The organism is Synechococcus sp. TAK9802, assembly GCF_014279535.1.
Classification (GTDB): Bacteria; Cyanobacteriota; Cyanobacteriia; order PCC-6307; family Cyanobiaceae; genus Parasynechococcus.
Map to the genome: position 1 here is coordinate 384,035 of NZ_CP047937.1, position 20,775 is coordinate 404,809.

The 20,775-nt window shown below is 59.4% G+C and carries 29 protein-coding genes; 10 read left to right on the top strand and 19 right to left on the bottom strand.

Features of this window, described 5'->3' with window-relative positions; all coding sequences use genetic code 11:
• Window positions 1-2: 2 nt before the first annotated feature.
• Window positions 3-218, bottom strand: coding sequence for a hypothetical protein (locus SynTAK9802_RS02070; RefSeq protein WP_114987342.1), 216 nt, complete (start codon window positions 216-218; stop codon window positions 3-5).
• A gap of 371 nt (window positions 219-589) precedes the next feature.
• Here SynTAK9802_RS02070 and cpeB point away from each other — a divergent pair, with 371 nt between their 5' ends.
• From cpeB to SynTAK9802_RS02085, 3 genes are all read left to right on the top strand, one after another.
• Entirely contained in the window at window positions 590-1,144 is a 555-nt protein-coding gene (cpeB, locus tag SynTAK9802_RS02075; RefSeq protein ID WP_114987344.1) for a class 1 C-phycoerythrin subunit beta, read from the top strand.
• 56 nt (window positions 1,145-1,200) lie between these two features.
• Window positions 1,201-1,695: a class 1 C-phycoerythrin subunit alpha gene (gene cpeA, locus SynTAK9802_RS02080; protein WP_114987347.1), complete on the top strand. Its 495-nt coding sequence runs from the start codon at window positions 1,201-1,203 to the stop codon at window positions 1,693-1,695.
• Between the two features lie 171 nt (window positions 1,696-1,866).
• Window positions 1,867-2,484 (top strand): HEAT repeat domain-containing protein, encoded by a 618-nt coding sequence (locus tag SynTAK9802_RS02085; RefSeq protein WP_114987348.1) that lies wholly within the window; start codon window positions 1,867-1,869, stop codon window positions 2,482-2,484.
• Window positions 2,485-2,595: 111 nt separating this feature from the next.
• On the opposite strand, the gene SynTAK9802_RS02090 is transcribed toward SynTAK9802_RS02085, so the two are convergent.
• Window positions 2,596-3,516, bottom strand: a complete 921-nt coding sequence (locus SynTAK9802_RS02090) for a HEAT repeat domain-containing protein (RefSeq protein ID WP_114987350.1) — start codon at window positions 3,514-3,516, stop codon at window positions 2,596-2,598.
• Window positions 3,517-3,562: 46 nt separating this feature from the next.
• Between SynTAK9802_RS02090 and SynTAK9802_RS02095 the strand changes: the two genes are divergently transcribed.
• Complete coding sequence (locus SynTAK9802_RS02095) at window positions 3,563-3,997, top strand: DUF2656 family protein (protein WP_186497052.1); 435 nt, start codon at window positions 3,563-3,565, stop codon at window positions 3,995-3,997.
• A 2-nt stretch (window positions 3,998-3,999) separates the two neighbouring features.
• Here the strand turns inward: SynTAK9802_RS02095 and SynTAK9802_RS02100 are convergent, their stop codons facing one another.
• Window positions 4,000-4,287 carry a hypothetical protein gene (locus SynTAK9802_RS02100; protein WP_186497053.1) on the bottom strand — a complete coding sequence of 96 codons (288 nt, stop codon included), beginning with the start codon at window positions 4,285-4,287 and terminating at the stop codon, window positions 4,000-4,002.
• Between the two features lie 137 nt (window positions 4,288-4,424).
• On the opposite strand from SynTAK9802_RS02100, the gene SynTAK9802_RS02105 reads away from it, so the two are divergent.
• Window positions 4,425-5,729 carry a HEAT repeat domain-containing protein gene (locus tag SynTAK9802_RS02105; RefSeq protein WP_186497054.1) on the top strand — a complete coding sequence of 435 codons (1,305 nt, stop codon included), beginning with the start codon at window positions 4,425-4,427 and terminating at the stop codon, window positions 5,727-5,729.
• A 62-nt stretch (window positions 5,730-5,791) separates the two neighbouring features.
• Here SynTAK9802_RS02105 and mpeA read toward each other — a convergent pair whose 3' ends face one another.
• The 3 genes from mpeA to SynTAK9802_RS02120 all read right to left on the bottom strand — a co-directional run bounded on the left by mpeA (window position 5,792) and on the right by SynTAK9802_RS02120 (window position 8,219).
• Entirely contained in the window at window positions 5,792-6,289 is a 498-nt protein-coding gene (gene mpeA / locus SynTAK9802_RS02110; RefSeq protein WP_043695066.1) for a class 2 C-phycoerythrin subunit alpha, read from the bottom strand.
• Between the two features lie 39 nt (window positions 6,290-6,328).
• Entirely contained in the window at window positions 6,329-6,874 is a 546-nt protein-coding gene (locus SynTAK9802_RS02115; RefSeq protein ID WP_114987359.1) for a bleomycin hydrolase, read from the bottom strand.
• 151 nt (window positions 6,875-7,025) lie between these two features.
• Window positions 7,026-8,219, bottom strand: a complete 1,194-nt coding sequence (locus SynTAK9802_RS02120; RefSeq protein ID WP_186497055.1) for a HEAT repeat domain-containing protein — start codon at window positions 8,217-8,219, stop codon at window positions 7,026-7,028.
• A gap of 75 nt (window positions 8,220-8,294) precedes the next feature.
• On the opposite strand from SynTAK9802_RS02120, the gene SynTAK9802_RS02125 reads away from it, so the two are divergent.
• Window positions 8,295-8,600 (top strand): hypothetical protein, encoded by a 306-nt coding sequence (locus SynTAK9802_RS02125; RefSeq protein WP_186497057.1) that lies wholly within the window; start codon window positions 8,295-8,297, stop codon window positions 8,598-8,600.
• Entirely contained in the window at window positions 8,600-9,190 is a 591-nt protein-coding gene (locus tag SynTAK9802_RS02130) for a Nif11-like leader peptide family natural product precursor (protein WP_255487805.1), read from the top strand. The genes SynTAK9802_RS02125 and SynTAK9802_RS02130 overlap by 1 nt, the downstream gene beginning before the upstream one ends.
• Window positions 9,191-9,195: 5 nt before the next feature.
• Here the strand turns inward: SynTAK9802_RS02130 and SynTAK9802_RS02135 are convergent, their stop codons facing one another.
• The 12 genes from SynTAK9802_RS02135 to SynTAK9802_RS02190 form a co-directional block, all read right to left on the bottom strand.
• Complete coding sequence (locus SynTAK9802_RS02135) at window positions 9,196-9,504, bottom strand: CpeR family transcriptional regulator (RefSeq protein WP_114987367.1); 309 nt, start codon at window positions 9,502-9,504, stop codon at window positions 9,196-9,198.
• A gap of 28 nt (window positions 9,505-9,532) precedes the next feature.
• Window positions 9,533-10,147 carry a chromophore lyase CpcT/CpeT gene (locus tag SynTAK9802_RS02140; RefSeq protein ID WP_114987369.1) on the bottom strand — a complete coding sequence of 205 codons (615 nt, stop codon included), beginning with the start codon at window positions 10,145-10,147 and terminating at the stop codon, window positions 9,533-9,535.
• 10 nt (window positions 10,148-10,157) lie between these two features.
• Complete coding sequence (locus SynTAK9802_RS02145; protein WP_186497059.1) at window positions 10,158-10,694, bottom strand: phycobiliprotein lyase; 537 nt, start codon at window positions 10,692-10,694, stop codon at window positions 10,158-10,160.
• Complete coding sequence (locus SynTAK9802_RS02150) at window positions 10,691-10,861, bottom strand: hypothetical protein (RefSeq protein ID WP_170950981.1); 171 nt, start codon at window positions 10,859-10,861, stop codon at window positions 10,691-10,693. The genes SynTAK9802_RS02145 and SynTAK9802_RS02150 overlap by 4 nt, the downstream gene beginning before the upstream one ends.
• 121 nt (window positions 10,862-10,982) lie before the next feature.
• A complete protein-coding gene (locus SynTAK9802_RS02155) occupies window positions 10,983-11,714 on the bottom strand; it encodes a phycobilisome rod-core linker polypeptide (protein ID WP_115132300.1) in 732 nt (243 codons plus the stop codon).
• A gap of 106 nt (window positions 11,715-11,820) precedes the next feature.
• On the bottom strand, window positions 11,821-13,467 hold the full coding sequence (locus SynTAK9802_RS02160; RefSeq protein WP_114987375.1) for a phycobilisome rod-core linker polypeptide: 1,647 nt from the start codon (window positions 13,465-13,467) through the stop codon (window positions 11,821-11,823).
• 115 nt (window positions 13,468-13,582) lie between these two features.
• Window positions 13,583-14,467 (bottom strand): phycobilisome linker polypeptide, encoded by an 885-nt coding sequence (locus SynTAK9802_RS02165; RefSeq protein ID WP_114987441.1) that lies wholly within the window; start codon window positions 14,465-14,467, stop codon window positions 13,583-13,585.
• A gap of 150 nt (window positions 14,468-14,617) precedes the next feature.
• On the bottom strand, window positions 14,618-15,313 hold the full coding sequence (locus SynTAK9802_RS02170; RefSeq protein WP_255487806.1) for a pentapeptide repeat-containing protein: 696 nt from the start codon (window positions 15,311-15,313) through the stop codon (window positions 14,618-14,620).
• 5 nt (window positions 15,314-15,318) lie between these two features.
• Window positions 15,319-16,077, bottom strand: a complete 759-nt coding sequence (locus tag SynTAK9802_RS02175; RefSeq protein ID WP_186497061.1) for a phycobilisome rod-core linker polypeptide — start codon at window positions 16,075-16,077, stop codon at window positions 15,319-15,321.
• 72 nt (window positions 16,078-16,149) lie between these two features.
• Entirely contained in the window at window positions 16,150-16,725 is a 576-nt protein-coding gene (locus SynTAK9802_RS02180) for a phycobilisome polypeptide (protein WP_186497063.1), read from the bottom strand.
• Window positions 16,722-17,147 (bottom strand): hypothetical protein, encoded by a 426-nt coding sequence (locus tag SynTAK9802_RS02185; protein ID WP_186497065.1) that lies wholly within the window; start codon window positions 17,145-17,147, stop codon window positions 16,722-16,724. Before SynTAK9802_RS02185 ends, SynTAK9802_RS02180 begins: the two co-directional genes overlap by 4 nt.
• Window positions 17,148-17,256: 109 nt before the next feature.
• A complete protein-coding gene (locus SynTAK9802_RS02190) occupies window positions 17,257-17,913 on the bottom strand; it encodes a TVP38/TMEM64 family protein (protein ID WP_115010524.1) in 657 nt (218 codons plus the stop codon).
• Window positions 17,914-18,032: 119 nt separating this feature from the next.
• Between SynTAK9802_RS02190 and SynTAK9802_RS02195 the strand changes: the two genes are divergently transcribed.
• Entirely contained in the window at window positions 18,033-18,461 is a 429-nt protein-coding gene (locus SynTAK9802_RS02195; protein WP_255487807.1) for a hypothetical protein, read from the top strand.
• Here the strand turns inward: SynTAK9802_RS02195 and SynTAK9802_RS02200 are convergent, their stop codons facing one another.
• Entirely contained in the window at window positions 18,462-18,701 is a 240-nt protein-coding gene (locus tag SynTAK9802_RS02200; protein ID WP_115160618.1) for a hypothetical protein, read from the bottom strand.
• A 215-nt stretch (window positions 18,702-18,916) separates the two neighbouring features.
• Between SynTAK9802_RS02200 and SynTAK9802_RS02205 the strand changes: the two genes are divergently transcribed.
• Together SynTAK9802_RS02205 and SynTAK9802_RS02210 are read left to right on the top strand one after the other, a co-directional pair.
• A complete protein-coding gene (locus tag SynTAK9802_RS02205; RefSeq protein ID WP_186497066.1) occupies window positions 18,917-20,350 on the top strand; it encodes a hypothetical protein in 1,434 nt (477 codons plus the stop codon).
• Window positions 20,347-20,724, top strand: coding sequence for a hypothetical protein (locus SynTAK9802_RS02210; RefSeq protein WP_186497067.1), 378 nt, complete (start codon window positions 20,347-20,349; stop codon window positions 20,722-20,724). The genes SynTAK9802_RS02205 and SynTAK9802_RS02210 overlap by 4 nt, the downstream gene beginning before the upstream one ends.
• Window positions 20,725-20,775: the final 51 nt, after the last annotated feature.

A 20,775-nucleotide genomic window follows, 5' to 3' on the forward strand; every position in this document is an offset into this window, starting at 1 on the left:
GCTCAGGCGTTGGTCATGATCTCTTGCTGCTTGAGCAGTTGCTCCAGCACCTCTTCGAGGCGTTGCAGTTCCGCATGCTCAGCAACAGTGGCGTCGATTCGCTTCTGCGGCAGCTTCAGCTTTTTCCCCATGGCGATCACGTCCTCGCGCAGGCGATTGCGGTACGCCTCGAGTTCGGCAATCGAATCGTTCAGTTCTTGCAGCGTGGGTTCGGCCATCGGTGCTCTGCGGTGGCACGAGGGTAAGCCGCATCAGGGATCTGCTGGTGATGCCTCTAAGGCGACCCACTTATTAATAGATGTGGGTCGAAAAACCTGCATGCAAGCTGGAAAAGCCCTCTGATTCCTCGCCAGATGGCCCTATCGCCGCTGGAGAGTTCTGCATCAACTCGCAATATTTGTCGGCTAAGTGACGAACCGTTGCGTGAACACCCCCCTTCCGCAGGGGTGGCCCGTTGACCCAGTTACTTTTTTAGGGCGCTTCGCAGGCCAAGCCTGAAACGTTCAGCTCGATTCTCTTTTTGAGGAAAGCGCCGTCGTTTCTCACCTGGTAGTCGAGAAGCATTCCCTCCCCCTTGTCTGGCTTTCCAATGCTCGACGCATTCTCCCGTTCCGTCGTCAGCGCTGACGCCAAAACTGCTGCTGTGGGTGCTGGCGATATCGCCGCTCTCCGTCAGTACGTTGCTGAAGGCAACAAGCGTCTGGACGCTGTCAACGCCATCACCTCCAATGCCTCCTGCATCGTGTCTGATGCAGTCACCGGCATGATCTGCGAGAACACCGGCCTGATCCAGGCAGGTGGTAACTGCTACCCCAACCGCCGCATGGCTGCTTGCCTGCGTGACGGTGAAATCGTTCTTCGTTACATCTCCTACGCCCTGCTGGCTGGCGATGCATCCGTGCTGGATGACCGCTGCCTGAACGGCCTCAAGGAGACCTACATCGCTCTGGGCGTTCCCACCCAGTCCGCTGCCCGCGCTGTGGCCATCATGAAGGCTTCCGCCACCGCTCACATCGGCGAGACCAACACCCCGGCTAACGGCGGTTCCAAGTTCCGCAAGATGGAGACCACCCAAGGCGATTGCTCCGCTCTTGTTGCTGAGGCTGCCTCTTACTTCGATCGCGTAATCAGCGCTGTCGCCTGAGTCAATCGGGTTTTCCCATTTCCTCAACATCACCCTCCATCTAAAGGATCTCAACGATGAAATCCGTCGTCACCACCATCGTGACCGCTGCTGACGCAGCAGGTCGCTTCCCCTCCCAGAACGACCTCGAAGCCGTCCAGGGCAACATCCAACGCGCCGCCGCTCGCCTCGAAGCTGCTGAGAAGCTGGCTGCTGGCCTCGACGCCGTGACAAAGGAAGCTGGCGATGCCTGCTTCAACAAGTACCCCTACCTCAAGCAGCCCGGTGAGGCTGGGGAGAACCAGACCAAGGTGGACAAGTGCTACCGCGATCTGGGCCACTACCTGCGCCTGATCAACTACTGCCTGGTTGTCGGCGGCACCGGCCCTCTGGACGAGTGGGGCATCGCCGGCGCTCGTGAGGTGTACCGCACCCTGGGTCTGCCCACCGGTCCTTACGTCGAAGCACTCACCTACACCCGCGATCGCGCTTGCGCTCCTCGCGACATGAGCCCCCAGGCTCTGAACGAGTTCAAGTCCTACCTGGACTACGTGATCAACGCTCTTTCCTGAGCGCCTGTTTCGCGTCACTCATTCATAGGAATCAGGAGGCCGAAAGGCCTCCTTTTTTATGCTCATGTCGACGGATGTCGTTCAACTTGAATGATGTTCATTGGCAGCAGTGCTCCACTTAGGCTGCAAAGAACCCTGATGTTCAGGGGGCTTTGCAGTTTTTAAGTTCTGATGACTTCGCAGTCGCAGGTTGAACGTCCAGATCTGGATGCGTTGTTTGCGGATCTGGCCCATCCCAACCCCCATCTGCAGACCCAGGCCTATTTGGCGATGGTTGACCATTGGCCAAACGAGTCGATGCCACGCCTGATCTCGCTGTTGGATCAACCCGATGTGTCCTTGCGTCGCGCTGCTGTGCGAGGGCTCGGAGCCTTTGGTGCGACAGCACTGCAACCCCTGGCGGAGCTGTTTGAAGCCAGTACGGATGGCACGGTGCGCGCCAGCTGCGTGAAGGCCTACGCCCAGATTGCATCCAACTACCCGGATCAGACCTTCTCTCCTGCCGCGATGGCTGTGCTGGAGAAGGCACTGTCGGACGACTCCCCCGTGGTGTCGCAGTCGGCGGTGATGGCCCTTGGCCAGGTGGGTGTTCAAGCGCTTCCGTTGCTGATTCAGATCTGCAAGGGAGACAACATCGCCCATGTGCAGTCAGCTGCCATGGCGTTGGCTGAAATTCCTGATCCCAGTGCAGAAGCCTGTCTCAGAGAAGTGCTGGCTGATCCCTCCACCGATCCGCTGTGCCGGCAGATGGTGGAAGCTTCCCTCGGCCGGTTGGAGAGCAGCCGCTAGGCAAAAAATACGGGACGGAGGCCCCTCAGCCTTCGTCCCGTAGTTGCGCATGCAGTGCTCGACGCGAACACCACGGATGTGACATTACGTGAACGATGCGTGCAACTGTGTTCAGTCGTCTCTGCTGAGCTGATTCACAGCAAGTTTCAGCACCACAGCGACGGATGGGTCGCTCTCCGTCTCCATGCACTGCTGGAGTAGCCCGATCACGGAAGGGTCCTCCAGTTTCATCAGCGACAACGCGGCATTTTTGCGAACCAGTGCCGCTTCGTCCTGCAGGTTCGGCAGCAGCAGTGGGGTAGCCCATTCGCTTTCGTTGAGCTTGCCCATCAGGGTTGTCGCTTCAGCCCGAACGTCTTCATCTGGATCCCTTAGGGCATTGGTGAGCAGCTGGCGCGCATCCTCATCACCAAGGTTCTGGATTTGATCCCCGAGGGCGGCGATGGCTGCCGTGCGGATCTGGGCATGGGGGGATTGGGCAGCCTTGCGTAAGGCCTCCGGGGCCCGTGCGCCCACGAAAGCCAGGCCCCAGCTGGCCAGGCCCGTCTGCATCGGGGTGCTGCCGGTGTCCACCAGGATGTCGAGCAATCCGTCAACGGCAGCGGGGCCAATGGCGGCCATGGCGCCAACGGCTGATCCCTGGACGACCGGATCGGCATCGTTGAGCAGAGCCTTTAGCAGGAATGGAAGGGCGCGTTGATCGGAAATTAACGTCAGCGTTTTGGCAGCCGCGCGGCGCACCGTCACGTTCTCGTGGTCGCACATCGCGGTGCAAAGGGCTGGAACGGCAGCACCACCAACGGTGCCGAGGCTTTCGGCAAAGGTGAGGCGCAGCAGTCCACGCCGGTCTCCCAGGCCGGCCACCATGCGCTCGATGGCCTGGGTGTCACCAGCGAGACGCTCACCCTGCCGCAGTTGTTGCTTCAGCTCCTCAGCCAGTTGCTCGGCTTCCTCTTCGCTCAGCTGAATCGTTTCAGGGCTGCTTACGGGAGACATCGATTCGGTCACGGCAAGGCTGAAGCAGCCATTCATTATCCGTTTCTCCCATCGCTAAGGTCACCGGATTGCACTGTTTGTTGTGACCCGATTCGTCCTTTCCCACAACCTGCAGATCCAGGATTCCGCCGTGCCTCCTCTTGCCTTTGATGCCCTGGCCAAGGCGTTGGCGGAGCAGTGCGATTCGGTGACAGCGTCGGAAGTGCTCAGCCACCCGCATTGGAAGATCAGCCTGGAGTCCACTTCGACTCCAGGACAGTTGGCTGAAGAGATCAGTCAAGCCTGGCGCAAGATCCGTGCTGATCAGGGTCATTCCATCGACCATGCCGTCATGGCTCTTGGTGGTCGTAAGGATTCCGAGGGAACGCCCGCCGCCCCGCTTCAGCAGGGCGGCTGGGGTGTGGATGTGGTGGAAACCCGCGATCCAGACGGGTTTCTGCAGGCGATCAATTGGAGTGGACTCACGGCCGGCCGGCCGGCCGATGGCATCTTCCAGGTGATTGATCGCCCGGCTTGAGTTCAGCCGCGCTTGCGACGTCCGCCACGTTTGGCTGGCTTCTTGGCAGCAGCTTTGGGAGCCTCTTCTGTAACGGCGGCCACGGGTGCGGCTGCTGGGGCCGGTGCGCTGGCTTCACCGGAGCCGTAGGAGAACGCCACTAGATCAATCGCAAGGCCACGGTTGTGCATCGACTGCATGCTGCGGCAGAGCTGTGCAAACGGCACCCGCACTGAGCGTGCCGTCCAAGGGCGTGAACCGGGCTCAATCCCTGTTCGTACAGCAATTGATGTGGCGAGGGTGGGTCCCATGGCAGGCGATGTGACTGCGTTGAAGATGCCGCAGCTGCCGGGATTTTCGAGCCTTTCGCAATCTTCCTTACGAGAGCAGATCCACGCCCTGCGGCCTGTGGGGTCCTGCAGAATTAACCCCCCAAGAGCGTGCTGCCTTGACCGGAGCTTTTGACAACATCCATCCGGGGCTGTCCCAAGGCGATGCGATCCGCCTGCTGAGCACTCCGCTCGAGGAGCTGGAGTCACAGAGTGATCCCTACATGGCGGCGGCCCATCTGATCAACTTTCCGGGCCCCGAAACGGAAACGGCGTTGATCGCCTTGGTGATGGATCCGGAGCAAGCGCAACCACGCAAATTGGCGCGGCGGAAGGCTGTGGAAGTGTTGGGACGGCTGGGCTGTCAGGAGGCCATGGCTGCCATTGCCAACTGCCTCAACAGCGACGACCCCTATCTGGTTGAGAACTCTGCTTTTGCGCTTCAGCAGCTGAACTGCCAAGACGCCGCCGTTCATGAGGCGTTGCAGCAGCTGTTGTCAGACCCAGCCCAGAACCGACGGGTGTTGATTCAGAGCCTTGCCGCGTTGAACGTCTCCGAAGCGGAGCCGTTGATTGCGAGCTTCCAAACCTCGGACCAGCCTGGGGTCCGCGGTGCGGCCATCAGTGCCAGCATCCGTCTGGGTGGCAGCCGAGACCACGTCTCCGTTCTTGGCGAGCAGACGTTGTTGCCCAATCAGATGGATCGCCAGTCGGCGATTCAGGATGCGATCAATGCCGGAGTAACGGAGCTTCTGCCTCAGATCCTGCGCGCACCTGTTTCGCCGGTGTTTCGGATGCGGGCGTTGCGTGCGCTCTGGCCTGAGGGCCGGCTGCAGAACGATGGTCTTGATCTGATCGAGCTGCTTGATGGCTTGATCGTCGATCGACCGGAAGCCTTGGAACTGGTGCACGCCTACGACCAGCCGCCCTCAGCCGATTTCCTGATTCAGGAATTCTTCGGCACGGATTTCAGTCGCAGTTATCTCGCACTCCAGACCTTGCAGGACCATTCAGCGGAGCAGCTCTGGCCGGCTCTGGAGCAGCGATGGCATGCCGAGGCCCACAACGACTATGGGGCGCATTACTTTTTCATCCGCCTGTTTTCAAGGATCGGTCCCTGGCCTGATGAGGCCCTCAGCCTGATCGAATCCATCCTTGCGGAGGCCATCACCACACGCCGGCCGCAATTCATGAAATCCAAGCCGGCAGCTGTGTTGGCGATGGCCGATTTGAAGCTCGTGAAGGATCCAGACACAACGGTGGCGTCATGGCTTGATCCACAAGTGACGCCGTTCTGGGAAGCCCGCTATGCCGCTGCGATGGTGGCGTCTCCCGCGCAGTTGGCGTCGGCCCTGGATGACCCTGAGCCCTTCGTGGCGATGCGTGCGCGAGCCGCCTGCAACGCCACCGCTGGTCGAGCATGAAAAAAGGGGGCGGATGAACCGCCCCCTGCAATGGAGTTCGAATCGAATCTCTCGGCTGAGAATCAGGCGAGGGAGTTGATCACGTAGTCCAGAGCAGCGTTGTACTCGGTCAGAGCCTGGGGGCTCAGGTCGCGAGGAGCGCAGCCGTCGTTACGCATTTGGGTGAAACCAGCAACGTAGGTGCCGGGGTCGATGCTGAGGGCCTTGTAGACCTCACGCTGACCGTTGATGGCAAGTTCGTCCAGAGGGCCGGTGCCGCCAACAACCAGGGAGTAGTTGATCAGACGCAGGTAGTGGACGAAGTCGCGCTTGCACTTCTCCTTGCCTTCGGTGGCGCACTGGCGGGGCTGACGGCCGGTGGCACCGTTGGGGTACTGGGTGTAGACGGCGTCGACAGCGCGCTGAGCGATGGCGTCATAGTTCTGAGCGATTTTCTCAGCAGCCTCGAGACGGGCGGCTGCACGCTGCAGGGAACCCTGCACAGACTCCAGGTCGGAGCTGGTGGGGAAACGGGAGCCGCTGTCTGCGGCGCCGATGACGGTGGTGAGAACGGACTTCATTGATTTAAAAGAAGGTTGTGCTTGAAAATCTCAGGCGGTTCAGCTGATGGCGCTGATCACCATGTCGAAGTAGGAAGCAGCCTCAGCGGAGAGTGCGTTGCAGTCGCCCTCGGTCACAGGCATCTTGCGCTTCTCACCAGTGGTGTTGTTGGTGTTGGTGATGTGCGCACAGGCGGAGGCCTTCATGATGGCCACAGCGCGGGAAGCGGAACCGGAAGGAACGCCCAGAGCGGCATAGGTCTCGCGCAGACCGTTCAGGCAGCGGTCCTGCAGCACGGAAGCGTCACCAGCCAGCAGGGCGTAGGAGACGTAGCGCATGATGATCTCAGCATCACGCAGGCAAGCAGCCATCTTGCGGTTGGTGTACACACCACCGTTGGGGGCGGTCAGGCCGGTGTTCTCGCAGCAGATGCCTGCAACGGAGTCGGACACCACGCAGGAAGCGTTGGCGGTGATGGCGTTCACGGCGTCCAGACGCTTGTTGCCCTCGGCGATGAATGCCTTGAGGTCGTTCAGCTGAGCGCCACCGATGAAGCTGCCGCTGGAATCAGCGGAAACAGCCTGCCTAGAGAATGCGTCGAGCATAATCAAATGCTTAGGAGAGGGGGGTAGATGCGATGCATCACCCCGGGACCGTACGCCGCCCGCCAAGTCATGGGGGCAATTGCTTCAGGCTTCTCAATACAAATTTGCACTGAAAAAAGAAAGAAAAACAAAAGTGCGGAGCGGCTTCGATTTAAGAGAGAAGGAGTGCCACTTCGCGGCAGCTCCACTGCAGCGGCTGCCAGGGATGGCTGCGGCCAACCTCTTCCAGCAGTGATGTTTGATCCCGCAGCTGTAGTCGCAGGCAGCTCCAGGCGCCAGCGATTCGGGACTTCGCATATTGCGGTGCTGTTTCCGCCAGTGCATCACGCACCAGGTCGCTGCGTTCATGCAGCTCCAGCAGTCCGGTGCAGCTCGCCAGCAGGTAGTGAACGCCGTAGTCGCTGCCGAGGCTGGAGCGCAACGCATCGATCTGATCGAGTTGCGCGGCTCTGGGCATCGCCATCAGAGCTTTGGCGGCGGCGTACTGGCGGGCTTCGTCCCGATGCTGCAGTCCCTCCTTGATCGCTTCGGGTTCGGCAGCGGTTTCGGGGATGCCGTCCAGGTTCAACTGCCTTGGATCGTCCTGAAGCAGCTCCTTCAACAGATCTGTCGCATCAGGATCAACGGCGCCCGTTTGGCGGGTGGCCATCTGAAACGCACTCTTGGCGCGCAGGGGCATCGAGACCGGGCAACGGATCAACGCCGCCAGGGCTTCGATCCGGCCCGCATCTCCCAGATCGATCACGGCGGCCCGTCGTCGCCCGGGGTTGTCATCTCGGAGCTGCTCTACAAGCGGATGAAGACCTTGCTGGTCGCCCAGCACCCGAATGGCATAGGCATGGGCCGCTCCCGCCACCAGGGGATTGCTGTCGTTGCGGCAACGATCAATCTGGCCGCTGGCATCGTTCATGCCCAGGCGGCAGAAGGCCTGAAGCACGGCCCGGCGTTGGTTGTCGGGGCCCTGAAGCGCTTGCAGCAGTGCCGTTTGCTCCTCCTTATTTAGAGGTGTACTCAGCCGGGCGATGGCATCAGCGGCATTGACGACGGTGGGTTCGTCATCGGCCTGTAGGGCAGCAAGAAGAACAGGAAGCGCCGAGCGGTCTTTGCGTCGGCCCAGGGCTTCGAGGGCTTTGCGCCGGGTGATGCGTTCGTAGAGGTCGTCGGAATCGTTGGCTCCGGCTGCCAGGAGTCTCTGAAGGGACTCGGGGGATTGGCAGGCGCCAAGACGGGTTGCGGCGAGATATTTAAGGCCAGGATTCTTGAGCTCGGCGGGCGGCTTGAGCAACGTTTCCATCGCCGTCTCTTCACTCATTCCAGCGAAAAGAGTGTCGAAGCGTTCGCTCATTGCCGATCAAGAATTTGAAAAACCTGAGGATGGTTCATTTGGCTTATGATCCCGTCCAGCTAAAGCTTAAGCCGAATGGCCGTTGCCGAAAGCGCAGCTCAAGAAATTCGTCGATTTGTTGAATTGCATCAATCCGGATCGGCGTTGAATCAAATTGCCTCGCTTGATGATCTCAATGCATTGTTGAAGCAGGTCGAAAGCCCTTTGGCTGCCTCACTTATCCCGCTTGAGCAGGCAACGCGTCCCCCCAAGATTCTGGTGGATTCGGGGGTAATAGATTCAAAGGTGCCCTGGCGAATTCTTCAGTGCCCTGGTGGTCCTTTGGTACTGCAGATGATCTGTGAAAAGGTTAATTTTGCCCTCTGGATTCAGGAGTGTTGATGATGGCCAACTCTGAACTTGAGCGTTTCGTCCAGGCGATTGCGGATGATCACGGGCTAGCCACGGGGATCAAGACGCTCGGCTCCCATTACGACATCGTTGCCTACGCCAACATCCGTGGCTACTCGATCACCTTGGCGGATTGGGGGAGATATCTGGCCATGGATTGGTTGCAGACCTCCGATGGCGATCTGGCCTCTGTTCACCGGGCCGATCCAGCCCATTGGAGCTGGGCATTTCGTCAATTGTCCCGCTGGCGTGCGCTGTTGATGGATGGTGCTGAATCCGAGGGAATGCTTGGCCCTGCAGATTTTTCGGTGACCCGGGATCAGTCCGTTGCCCAGCCGGCTAGCGCCCCGGCACCCAGCCTGACGGATGCAGAGAAAGATGCGGCTTTGGCGTCGTTCATCCAGCTGGTCAAAACACGGCCTGATCTCAAGGACCAGGTGAAATCAGCACGGAACCAGGATGAGGTGATTGGCTTGGCCCAAGCCCAGGGTTTTGCCATTGATTCGCTCACGCTGTTGCGGAGTTGGAGTCAGGTGTCTGACTTCAGCAAACCCACCTGGTTCGGCTGGTTTGATGATTGATCGCTTCAGCTGATCTCCGCGTAGCGGGTGCGTGTGGTGCCGCGTTTGGCCCAATAGGTCACCAGTGACTCACCACCGGGTCTGGGAACTGCTGCTGTAGCACGCAGGATTTTGAAGGTGCGCCTTGGGCCCATCGGCCAGTTGCCGGCAGCTGCAATTTTTCGCACCCGTCCACCGATGGCTTCAATGCAACGCTCGAATTTTTCGAGGTGGGTTTGATCCACCGTTTCAAAGATGAAATCGGTTCCTTCGCAAATCAGATGCTGCGATCGGATCCAGGTTTTCAGTTGTTTCTCGGCCTCAATTGCAGACATCGTCTAGCCGCTCAGACGAGGAGGTTGCTCACCACTGGAGCCAGTTTTGGTCCAGCTCGTTCCCGAGGTGAGCCACACGTTTGAATCGCAGCGGCCCGTGTTCGGAGCCCCAGCGCTGCTCATCCGTGTCGGGGTCAAAGCCTCGATCGCGACTGATCCAGTCTGTTGCGTTGACATCCACTTCGCTGACTAAATACGTCAGCCGGCCATCCCGGGGAACCATGCAGTTCTTGCCAGGTTCCACTTCACCCAGGTAGCGACCGGATTCAACCTCGCGAAAGTGCATCCCACAGCCACAACGTGGCTTCAGAGACTCAGGCTTGAGGCTGTTGAGGAGTTCAGGCCGTTGGCCTGCACCAGCCAGCCGGATGGGATCAGCAAATCCGTAGTTTTCAACGATGAACGTCTCACCCTCGGCCGGGAGCAAACGATGAATGCCTTGGCGGTAGGGCCGCCAAGGATCGTGGTCATAACTTTGCTCTGAATAAAACCCAGGCGCTTTAAGAACATCCCAGGGGAGCGGGCGAAAAAAGATATTGATGTGAGCGAAATCCTTGGGGTTCTCCTGAGATTGTTGGAGATTGCTGTAGTGCCCTGCGAGAGTCTTGGCGAAGAGGAGCACAGCCTCGTTGTTGTCTGACATTGGCGTGGGATCAGCTGCTCAGGCGCCGCACTTCAGAAGCAAAGGACGTTTGCAACACACCTGATCCAGCCGATGTGCGGAGCACCGAAGAGCGGCAGCGAACATGCTCCGAGACAAACCAGATGCGTTCTTCGGCGATGGATTGCTCGTATTGCGTGGTGAGCAGAAATGTTCCGTCGCTGAGAAAGCTGTAGCTGGATTCCGCTGGTGCTGCTTCTGCATAGCCAACACTCCGAAGCAGAACGCCTTTGCTGTCATCGCTTGGAATGGGCACAATCAGGCATGAACCTGATGAGACCTCATTGGGATCATCAGGTTCCCAATCGCTTTCGGCAGCCCAGGTCATTCGAAACGGTGCCGAGACCTCTGATCCTTCACCCAGGCTCGACGATTGAATCAGGTTGTTAATTTCTTTATCGGAAGCGTCAATTCGTGATATTTGAACTTCACTGAGGACTTCTTCAAATTGCTGAAAAGCGAGGGAGTGGCCGGATCGCATTGATCGCCACGTTCCCTCGCTTTGAGCAACAAATTGCTCGATGTTCATTTGGTGCTGGAGTCGGTCTCAGCCTTCAGATCAGGACGGCTGTTCTGCACCATGTTCACCATGGAGTCGATCATCATCGACATGGCAACAGGAACGGAGGACACAGAAGACTGAAAGCCCTGATTCGATCCCGGCTGGCTGTTGGTGGGTTGACGAAGGATGGGCATGATTCAAAAGCTGGCGGTTTCAGGAGATGAAATCTCCCTGGATTCACCGATTGGGTCCAGACGTTTCAGGCACCAATCATGACGGACTGATCCGGCCGCAAGGGCCGGATCAGCACAAGGATTAAGCGTTCGCAATAGAAAGAATGTTTCCACCCTGAGCCTGGATGCTCTGAATGGTGCGGGACAGGGAGGCGTAGCTCACCACCGAGCGCTGGGCAGAGCGACGCACGGCACCAAGCTGAACGCGGGAGGTCCAGAGGATGGTGAAGCGGTTGCCGCCGCCAACCACTTTTCTGGTGCCCGCTGCCGTGGGGTTCGAGTTGGAGGCCAGGCTCACCTGCAGCACAGAGCCTTGATCGGCATCGAAGCCAGCGAAGCCAGGATCCATGGCCTGGTTGCGCTGGTAGGCCACGGTGCTTTCGCCGTCGACGCTCGTTTGGGTACGGGCGTAGGGAACCGAGTCGATCCCGAAGTTGTTCAGATACTCGTCGCTGTAGGTGTAGCTGGCGATTTCGGCTTCGAAACCTTCGTCGGCCAGGCGACGCACGTGCTCACTGATTTCAGCCTGATCCCGGGGAGGACGACCCAGCAGGTGCTTGAAGTTCAGTTCAACGAAGCGATAAGGGTTGTTCGTCTCAAGGAACAGCCGCCGGTAGCTCTCCGACTGAGCCAGTGCTGTGACCAGACCCTGAACAGTGAGGTCGCCGTTGATGAAGAGAGCTTCGATGGAGGGCTGAACGTCCAGCTCCATCAGGTGCCGGTTCCCGAAGACCTGCCGGTACACGGCACGGATGATGTCTTCAGCGTGGCTGCGATCTTGGTTGGCGGGTGTGGCCAGGGTGGCAGTGGTCATTGGTTGAGGGGGGAGGTGCGTCGAAAGGGGCCGGCATCGAAGTGAGAGTGATGGGGCCCCTTGAGGGAGGGTGGTGGTGTGAAGCGGGTCGCGATGACCCGCGCGATCACATCACTTCGGTGATGGAGACGATCCGGCCGCCGCGGGCGTGGATGTACTTCATCTGGCTGCTCATGTCCTTGCCGGAGACGAGGTAGCTCGCATTCGGCGTGCGCTGGCGTCCGCCGCGGGGCTGAGCCTGAACCACGATGCGGAAGCGCTTCGTGGTTGCAGAGGGAGATCCAGCCACTGCGCCATTCCGGTTGGTCCGGCTCGTGGTGGTTCTCCAGCCACTGGGGACGGAGTTGGTGGCCATGGAGGTCACCAGGGATGCGCTGTTGAGCACGGCATCGCTGGCTGCGAAACCTTCAGCCAGCGAGAGGTGACGGTTGAAGGCCACCTGTGCCCGTCCTTCTTCGGTGAGGATGCGCATGTAAGGCACTGTGTCTTCACCAAAGGTGTTCTGGTATTCGGCGCTGTCGAGGTAGCTGTTGATCTCTGCCTCGTAGCCGTCGTTGGCCAGGATCTGGATGTGCTCACTCAGTTCGGCCTGAGACTTGGGTGCCCGGCCCAGGAAGTGCTTGAAGTTGAGCTCAACGAAGCGGTACGGGGCGTTGGTTTCGAAGAAACGGCGGCTGTACTCAGGGGAGAGCGCGATCGCTCGCACCAGTTCTCTTGTGCTGAGATAACCCTCTGCATAACGGCTTTCAGCGGCCATTGCACGCTCCGACTCCATCAGGTGGGGGTTGCCCATCACCTGGCGGTAGGTGGCACGAATCAGACCATTGATCTGATCGGCGCTGTCACCTGGGCAGCGTTGGAACACTTCTTGCTCCCGCTGTCCCAGGCCAAAACCGACGTAGGCGTCGTTGCGGATCGGGGTGGAATCTCCACCATCGCTGCTGGTGCGCTTCTTGGCAGCGAATTGCGCATTGCTGCCCATGCCGCTGGGTTGCGCGCCGCCGGTGAAGCTGGCTCCGGAGGGTAGCTGGATGTAGGCCGTGGTGTTGCGTGCCAAGCCATTGGCAAGCTGGCTGCTGCTGCCGATGGCGCTGTCGCTGATGGCGAAGCCTCGCTCGAGCGTCGCCATGCGGGCGAAGCTGTTGTTGGGAATGCCAGCAGCGGACGTGAAGGAGCGGGTGTAAGGCACCACGTCGTCACCAAACACTTCGGCGTATTCAGCGCCATCGACGATGAAATCGATCACGGCCTCGTGGCCACCGCTCGCCAGCAGTGAAATGTGCGCCGACATCTCGGCCTGATCCACGGGAGGACGGCCCAGCAGGTGCTTCAGGTTCAGTTCGATGCCGCGCTGAGGGGCTACACCCTCGAAAAAGCGGGCTTTGTAGAAGGAGGTTTTGGCCAGGCCGCGAACGAAATCGCGGGTGGTGAGCTCGCCATTGCCGTAACGGGCTTCCAGCTCAGCGGAACGCTCGTTATCCATCACGTGGGCGTTGCCATACACCTGGCGGTACGCAGCACTGATGGCTGTGGCCAGGGCGGCGGAGTCGTCCGGTGCGTAGCGCTGGGCGGTGACGCCATGGGGGCAATCCTCATGATTGCGGGGCCCGATGGCGATCTTCATAGAAGCGCAGGATTGGCGGAGGAATTCGCCGTTGCTCAGGGCTGCTTTTGCGGATGCGTTGCGGGTCCGGCTGAAGGAGACGGGAGCATCGTTGAGGGAGGCGGCGCCGAAGCCTTGTGAGGCAGACATGGTGGGAGGCGGGTGAGGGGAGAAAAGGTGTTGCGGAGTGAGTTCGAATCAGAGGCGGCGATGCGGGGTCATGCGCGAACTCCCGGGCAGCCGCCCTGCTGATCGATCAAGGAACTCAGTTCACAGGCGTGATGCTGGCGATCTTGCCGCCTTCGGCATGGATGCGCTTGAACTGCTCGGAGAGCTTGTCGAAGGGCACGAAGTACACCCGGTTGGAGCGGGTGTAGCGGGAGATCCGGCGCACGTTGTTGGCGCTGTAACCAGTGACTTCCACCCGGTAGGTCTTGCCTTGTTCGCCGGCACCCACGCCATGGCGGGTGGGGGCATCCTGCAGGTTCTTGGAGGGACGGAAGCTCCAGCCGGTGGCTTCTGTGGAGGAGGGGGGCACCACCGCCATCGGGCGGTTCTGGTAGGCGTTACCGCCGAGCTTGCTGCTGATCCCGGAAAGATCGCCTTTCAGGCTGCTGCTGCTGTTGCCACGAAGCAGCTGGAAGCTCCAGGTGAACTCCTGCAGGGTGGTGCAGGATTCGGTCTTCCAGCCCCGCTGGAAGGGAACAGTCCACTCGCCGTAGGTGTCCTGGTAGTCGGCGCTGTCGATGAAGCTGTCGATGTCGGCTTCGTAGCCGTGGCTGTCGAGCCGTTCGGCGTGAGCACGCATCTCATCGAAGTCCACGGGGGCGCGTCCCAGCAGGTGACGGAAGGCCAGCTCGATGTAGCGGTATCGGGAGCAGGCGTCGAAGAAGCGATCGCGGTACAGCTCGCTCTTGGCGATGCGGCGCACCAGCTCTCTCACGCTGATTTCGCCCAGCTTGAACTGGGACTCAGCCACGAGCTGACGCTCGCTCTCCATCACATAGGCATTGCCCAGCACCTGCTTGTAAACGGCGCGGATGATTTGTTCCTTCTTGGCGTCGTCATCACCAGGGATGAGTTCCAGAGGAGCTTCGCTCTCTTGCGAGAAACGCTCGACCCCGAGCAGAGAGGCAGGACCGAAGGGCATGGACAACATGACGTGTGCGTCACGCCATGGTCATTCAGAAGTGGTGGCCTGGAGCGGGTTCTTTATAAAGCTCAATCAAATGTGTCCGAATGTTGCGTGACATGACGATTCGGCCCCCGGTATTCGGGTGGTGGATCGGCGTAATCCGCTTTAGGACAGGGATTCGAGGCTGTCGCGTGTGGTGCTCCGCGTCAGGGGATTCCAGCAGTCGAGTTCTTCGAAGGGGCGGGCCAAGAGCGCATCACGCTGCCCACTGAGCCCTGTGGTGAGGGAGAAATCGGCTCCTTTGATCGATTCCGCGCTCTCCAGCCCTGCTTCGGAGAGGTCGGCGCCGCGAAAATCGGCGAAGTCCAGCTGGCACGTGCCAAAGCGGGTTCCCCGGCACATGGCACCCCGCAGGATCGCGTGACGAAGATCCGATCCCACCAGACGAACATTGTCGAGCAGGGCACCACTCAGGTCAGCTCCGCTGAGATAGGCCCCCATCAGCACGGCACCGCGCAAATCCATGCCCCGCAGGTCGGTGCTGTTCAAGAACACACCACTCAGCCTTGCTTTGGGGCCGACGGCTCCGCTGCTGAGCAGATCAAAGCCCTCCGGAACACGGGTGCTGGCGTCGTAGCGCGCCAGCCGCAGGTCGGCTCCCTCCAGCTGGCAGCTGGAGAGGTCGGCGCCCCTGAGATCGGCTCGACAGAGATTGGCGCCACGCAGGTCGCCCTTTTCAATAGTCACTCCCCTCCAATCGGCCCCCCGAGCATCAACCGCGCCATCCAGTGACCCTGAGGCCAGGGTCTGTTCCGGCGGCTGCCAGGTGTCCAGGTTCAGGGGGTTGGAAAGCGCCGTCAAGGAAGTCAGCTGCGAAGCATCGAGAAGGCGATGGTAAGGACCACACGGCCCAGCTCGAATCCGCCGACAACCGCCAGGCCCAGCCAGAGCTTGAGGGCGAAGGCAGGAGGTTGGCCATTGACCCAGGCCGACGACATCTCCAGCTGCTGCATCTGAGCGGCCTGGTCGCTGGGAGCTCGATCCTGCAAGGCATCGCGCCAGTCGGCCCCGTAGCGCGGGAATTGCTGGTAAATCGGGGTCTCGCCCAGGGATCGACCCGGCAACACCCGCGAGCGTTGCTGAGGAACCAGGTCGTAGCCGAAGCTTTCCATGTATTCAGGGCTGTCGAGCACTGCGTCGACAAAGGCTGTGAAGCCCTTTTCGCCGATCACGATCGACCAGGCGCGGCGTTCGGCGTCGCCATGGGTCGGGCGGCCGAGCACCCGTCCCACCACCTGATCCACCATCCGGTAGTTGGAGCTGCACTGGTAGTAGCCCTGCTGGAAGCGTTCCGAGAGCAGCAGGCCTCGGATGAAATCCCGCACCGTGATGTTGCCGCTGCGGAGTTGTGATTCCAGGAATGGTTCGCGATCACTGCGCATCGCATGGAAGAAGACCTGGCGGTAGGCCTGTTCGATCACGGCATCCATGTCGCTGCGGCTGGTGTCGTCACCTGCAGCAGAGGAGGGATAGAGCTGGCTCTGAACGGTGCTGTTGTCTCCGGCGAGATTGCTCACCCGACCGTTCTGCGAGCTGAGCGGGTACCCAAGGAGCGGGATGGCCATGGCGTGCGCCGTGAGTAGAAATACTTGTCGGAAATCTTCCCTTGAAGAAACTGTTTTCAGGCCGGCCGCTTATCAGCTCTTAACTGCAGTTTTGTTGAGCTGATCGCTCAGGTGTTGGAAGCAGTCGCTGATCAGCTGTCGGTCGTTCGATCGCGAGACCCCGTCCAGCGCAAGCTTTTTGAGCTGAATGAGGGCGATGTTCATCCCCTCGATGGGCACGTTCATTCGTCTGTACAGCTCTCTCAGGGCGGCCATGCCGCTCGGGTTTGTAAAGCAGCTCTGGTTGCAGGCCACCGCGTAGATGACCACGCGTAGAAAGTTCCAGCAGTCCCGCCAGCAGGCCTCTGCCCTGTCCTGCGGGTGAAGAGCTCCGCCCAGTTGCACCAGATGCGGTTGGGTTGCAAGCAGCTGTGCCCGTGCCTGGTTCACCAGCTGATCCGATTGTTGGATCAAGCTGCCGGGGAGAGACTGATCAATGCCGGAGGCCTGGCAGATCTTCGTCAGCTCCTCACTCGTGAGCTGGCGTTGGGCTTGATCAGCACGCTCAAGAATGCTGCGCGTGGCATGCGGCAAATCTTGGTTGAGGCTCAGCCCTTGAACCTGGGCGGTCTGCACCAGGGTCTTGAAGTCGGTGTTTTGAAGGTTCAAGGGTTAATGCTGGCCACCGGTGTTGCGATCAGCCACCCGTGGCGTTCCAGGTAAAAAGCCCACACCAGGTCGTCCCCCAGGCCAGGACAACGGCTGATGGCTGCTTCCGTGAGTTCAGTTGGTACACCCAACTGCGTTAACAGCCAGCCGACGGCGTCTGGGCTTGAGGCCGTCGCTGTACGGATGGCAGATCCCACCACCCAGGTCAGGCGAGTGTCCTTGAGGTCTCCATTGCTTTCTTCGCAAGCCAGCAGAAGGTTGGCCGCCGTGGTGTGTTGATCAAATGTCTCCTGCCAGAGCGCGATGTTTTCATCACGGAGATTGATCCGAAAACAACCGTCCCCCACCGGTAGATCCAGCTCACCGCTGCTGCCGGCCTGGTTCTGCAGGGTGGCAATTCTCGGATCTGCCAGTGCGCTCATCGAGAAACGCCGATCAACTCGAATGTAACCAGTGTCCAGGAATTTCCCCGACCCAGTCAGCGGTTCGTGGGAATCGACATGGATCGGCTGTCATCCCCCAGGGCTCCTGTCAGGAGTGGGTGTTGGAGGGCGCCTCTGAGGATTTCTTTTTCAGCACACCGGTGATGGTGGCCAGAGCAAACATGGCCAGCAGAGCCAAGCCCAGGGTGAGGCTGGCGCCTTGAGCGGCACCAGCTCCAACAGCCACGAGGATCGAATCGCTGATCAGCACGCTGATCAGCAGTGCCGGAGCGAATAGACGCCAGTGGGTGCGGCTGATCCCGATCGCATAGCTGAGGAAATCAAACAGCCCGGTCATCAGCAGGCCTGTCATCAAGAAGAAGTTGCCCTCCAGCTGGTTCTTGCTGAAACCATCGATGCGTTTCATCGCGCTGGCCCCCACCAGACGGCTCACCGGTCCGCGTCCCCAGCGACGGGCAATGAAGAAAGCCGCGCTGCAGAACACCAGGTCCGAAAGGATGATCGTGAGGTAGCCCGCTTTGAAGCCCAGCAGCGAGCCTGCCAGGAGGGAATACACCGAACTCGGCAGCGCCGGCAGGATGATGCTCACCCCCCGCAGCAGGAACAGGCCGAGTGGGGCCCAGATGCCCATGTCATTCACGGCGCTTTGCAGCGGTGCGATGCCATATCGCTGCAGATAAACGACGGCAACAATGAAGATGGCGATCCAGGCGCTGACCTTCAGCCCTGTCTTCAGCCTTGACATCTCTTCAACCGCTCGCAAGCCCTGGGGAATGTAGGCCAGTCGTGGCTTTTCCCAGGGCCGTGGACATGAAGCTCAGCATCGATACCATCAGCGAAATTTCTCAACACGAGGCCAGCCCGGTGACCACCACCTCCCCGCGCACCGCGTTCGAGCAACAGCTGTGCACCCATTTGCTCAGCCTCAGTGAAGTGGTGGAAACGCTGGCGGATCGGTTGATGGAGCTTGAGACGCGCTTGGCGGAGGTTGAGGGCCAGCAGCTGGAGGATGCGGAGATCGCCGCGGTCAGCGATGACGCCGGCGAACTGCTCCTGGCCAGCGAAGAAAAGGTGCGGATGCTTCGGGATCGTCTGAGCCCAGGCGAGGTCGTGGAGCTTCACGCTGATTCCCACGCCGAGGAGGCTTCAGCAGAGCACGATCACGACACCCCAGAAGCTCCTGAAATGGAGATGGACGACGACCGCGTCGAGGACGAGGCCTTAAGTGATGAGCCCCTCAGCGATGACACGGAATATGTGGATGATCCCCAGATCGATCTGCTCTCCGCTTGATCAGGCCAGTTCCAGCAACCTGATCCGGAAGGCGGCCACCTGGCGTGCCATCTCTGGGGAACTGATCAGGAAGGGGTGATCGGCCATCGCCTCGAGCACGGCTTCGAGATGCTCTTCCTGGCTGAGTTCAGCCTTGTTGCTGCTTCGCAGTTGCTTCCAGGTGCGGTCAAACACCATTGCAAAACTGTCGGCGTTGTCGAAAACGCGATCTGTGCCTGCATCTGGAGAGATGAATGACACGGCAGTTTTGGCATCAATGTGATGCCAGGACCCAGATTTGAACTGGGGGCGTTGCGACAATTCGCCCCTTTAAGCGCTCAATCTGTATAGCAGCGATACTAAAAATGCCCTTTTTGGGCGTTTTTGCTTGCTGCTCCCATACCGCTCCCATACCATCGGGATGATTTGCGGTAGGTCCGAACCACTCCTGGAAGGTGTTTCGGTAGGGGAACTCTATGGGACGGTCGCTGCCACAGGAATGGATCGACGGCACCCTTCACACCCTCAACGTGGTGCGCGACCTGGGGGGCAAAGGGAATATCCCCCACACCTCTCTATCGGTCGTCCGTCAGAAACCCAGTGCGAACAGCAGAAAGACCAAGAACCTCCAGTGGCGCTTCCTGCCGGAGAAAGCAGATGACCCTCGTCCTTTTGCTGGCAAAACCAATCGGGGGCGGGGAAAGCGCATCTATATAGAAGGGACTTGCGGGACCACCGACCCCTGGGAAGCAGCAAAGGTCGCGGTCGCTGCCTCTCAAAAGAAGTGGCAGAACCTCCTCTCACAGTCCCAAGTGCGGGAAGTGGAGAAGCAACACGCTCTGTCGGTCTATTGGGAGCGTTGGTATGCCAAGGCGGAACTGGAACCACGGGATAACCAAAACCGCTGGTTGAGCGACAAGAGGAACCTTTGGAACGGGACCACAGGCATAGGCGTTCAACCCTGGGCGACGGTCAAAAGCATTCAGGCGATTACGAGCAACGACTTTTTGGAGTTCTTTCGTCTCGTCAGGGAGAACTGTGAAGCGAAGGGCAACTCAGGAGAAGAGACCAGAAGGCAATACAAGACCCTTATCCGCAACCTGTTCAAAGAGGCGAAGGCAGATTTCCCTGCGCTGTCCTGCCCTGAGTTTCCTGCGATCAAGAAGAGCGTGCGTCAGAAGAGGCACTTCTCCCATCAGGAGTGGGAGCAATTGGTTCGCGTTGCTGCCGAACTGTCGGGTGGTGCTGCTCGCCGGTCTCTGACGGCGGAGGAATATCGGGAACTGCCTTGGACCCCGACGAACCGTCAGAACTCACGCAACTGGGTTGATTTGTATGACGCGCTCCACTTGGAGTGGTTCTATTACCTCCGAAGTGAGGATGCTCCTCGGTTGAGAAGTGAGTGGTTCAGCGAGCGACTGACCGATGCGGGAGAACCTCAGATCATCTGTTTCCTTGAGAAAACGAAGAGCGATAGGGACAAGCACGACACCTATGCCTACCGACCAGATGCGTTGGAGAACGTCCGCCGCATCCTCAAGAGGAAACCCAAGGGTTGGTTGAACTTCCCCCACATCAAGCGGACGGAAGGCAGTGAAAACGAGAGCAACGTTGGAGAGACCATCAACTTCCTTCTCAAGAAGGCATGTGAGAAGGCAGGTATCCCAACCAAAGGGATTGATTGGACCACCTGCCGCCACACCGCGTTCCGATTGACTCTGGAGGATTACCCAGAACTCGGGACCACTCAATACATCCGGGATTTTGCGGACAACGGCCATACGTCACCAAAGATGCTGGAGGAGCGTTATTTGCGCTTTATCCAGCGTGAGAAGACAGCAGCAAAGGCACGTGCAGCAATCACTCCAGGGAATTGGTCAATGGTTCGACGGGTGGAGAACAACCCATGAGAAGTGCAGACGACAACCTCGTTCCATCCGACAAGGACCTGGAGAACCTCCTTCGCAAAGCACAGAAGTCTGCTGCCAAGAAGGAATCGTATAAAAAAACGACCAAGCAGTACTACAGCTCAATCGCTAACGGGATCGTGAGGGAGGTGTTCGAGGACTCCTCCATTGACGACCACTACCTGCTGCTGAAGTGCTTGATGCTGCGTTGTGCCCAAGAGTTCAGCGATCTGCACAGGGAGGTAGGTCTTGAGCGCATGAACAAGCAGCAGTTCGATACTGCTGCTCACTGGATCAGTGATCAAGGAAAGATAGCTGCTGCGGCTGAACTCCTTGCAGGAGTTGAGATGGGAGAAGACGACTGGATGGTGCCTTGAACATTGCTTCTTCGCCTTACAGGCCTGGATAAGAGGTGCGTCCTCTAACGC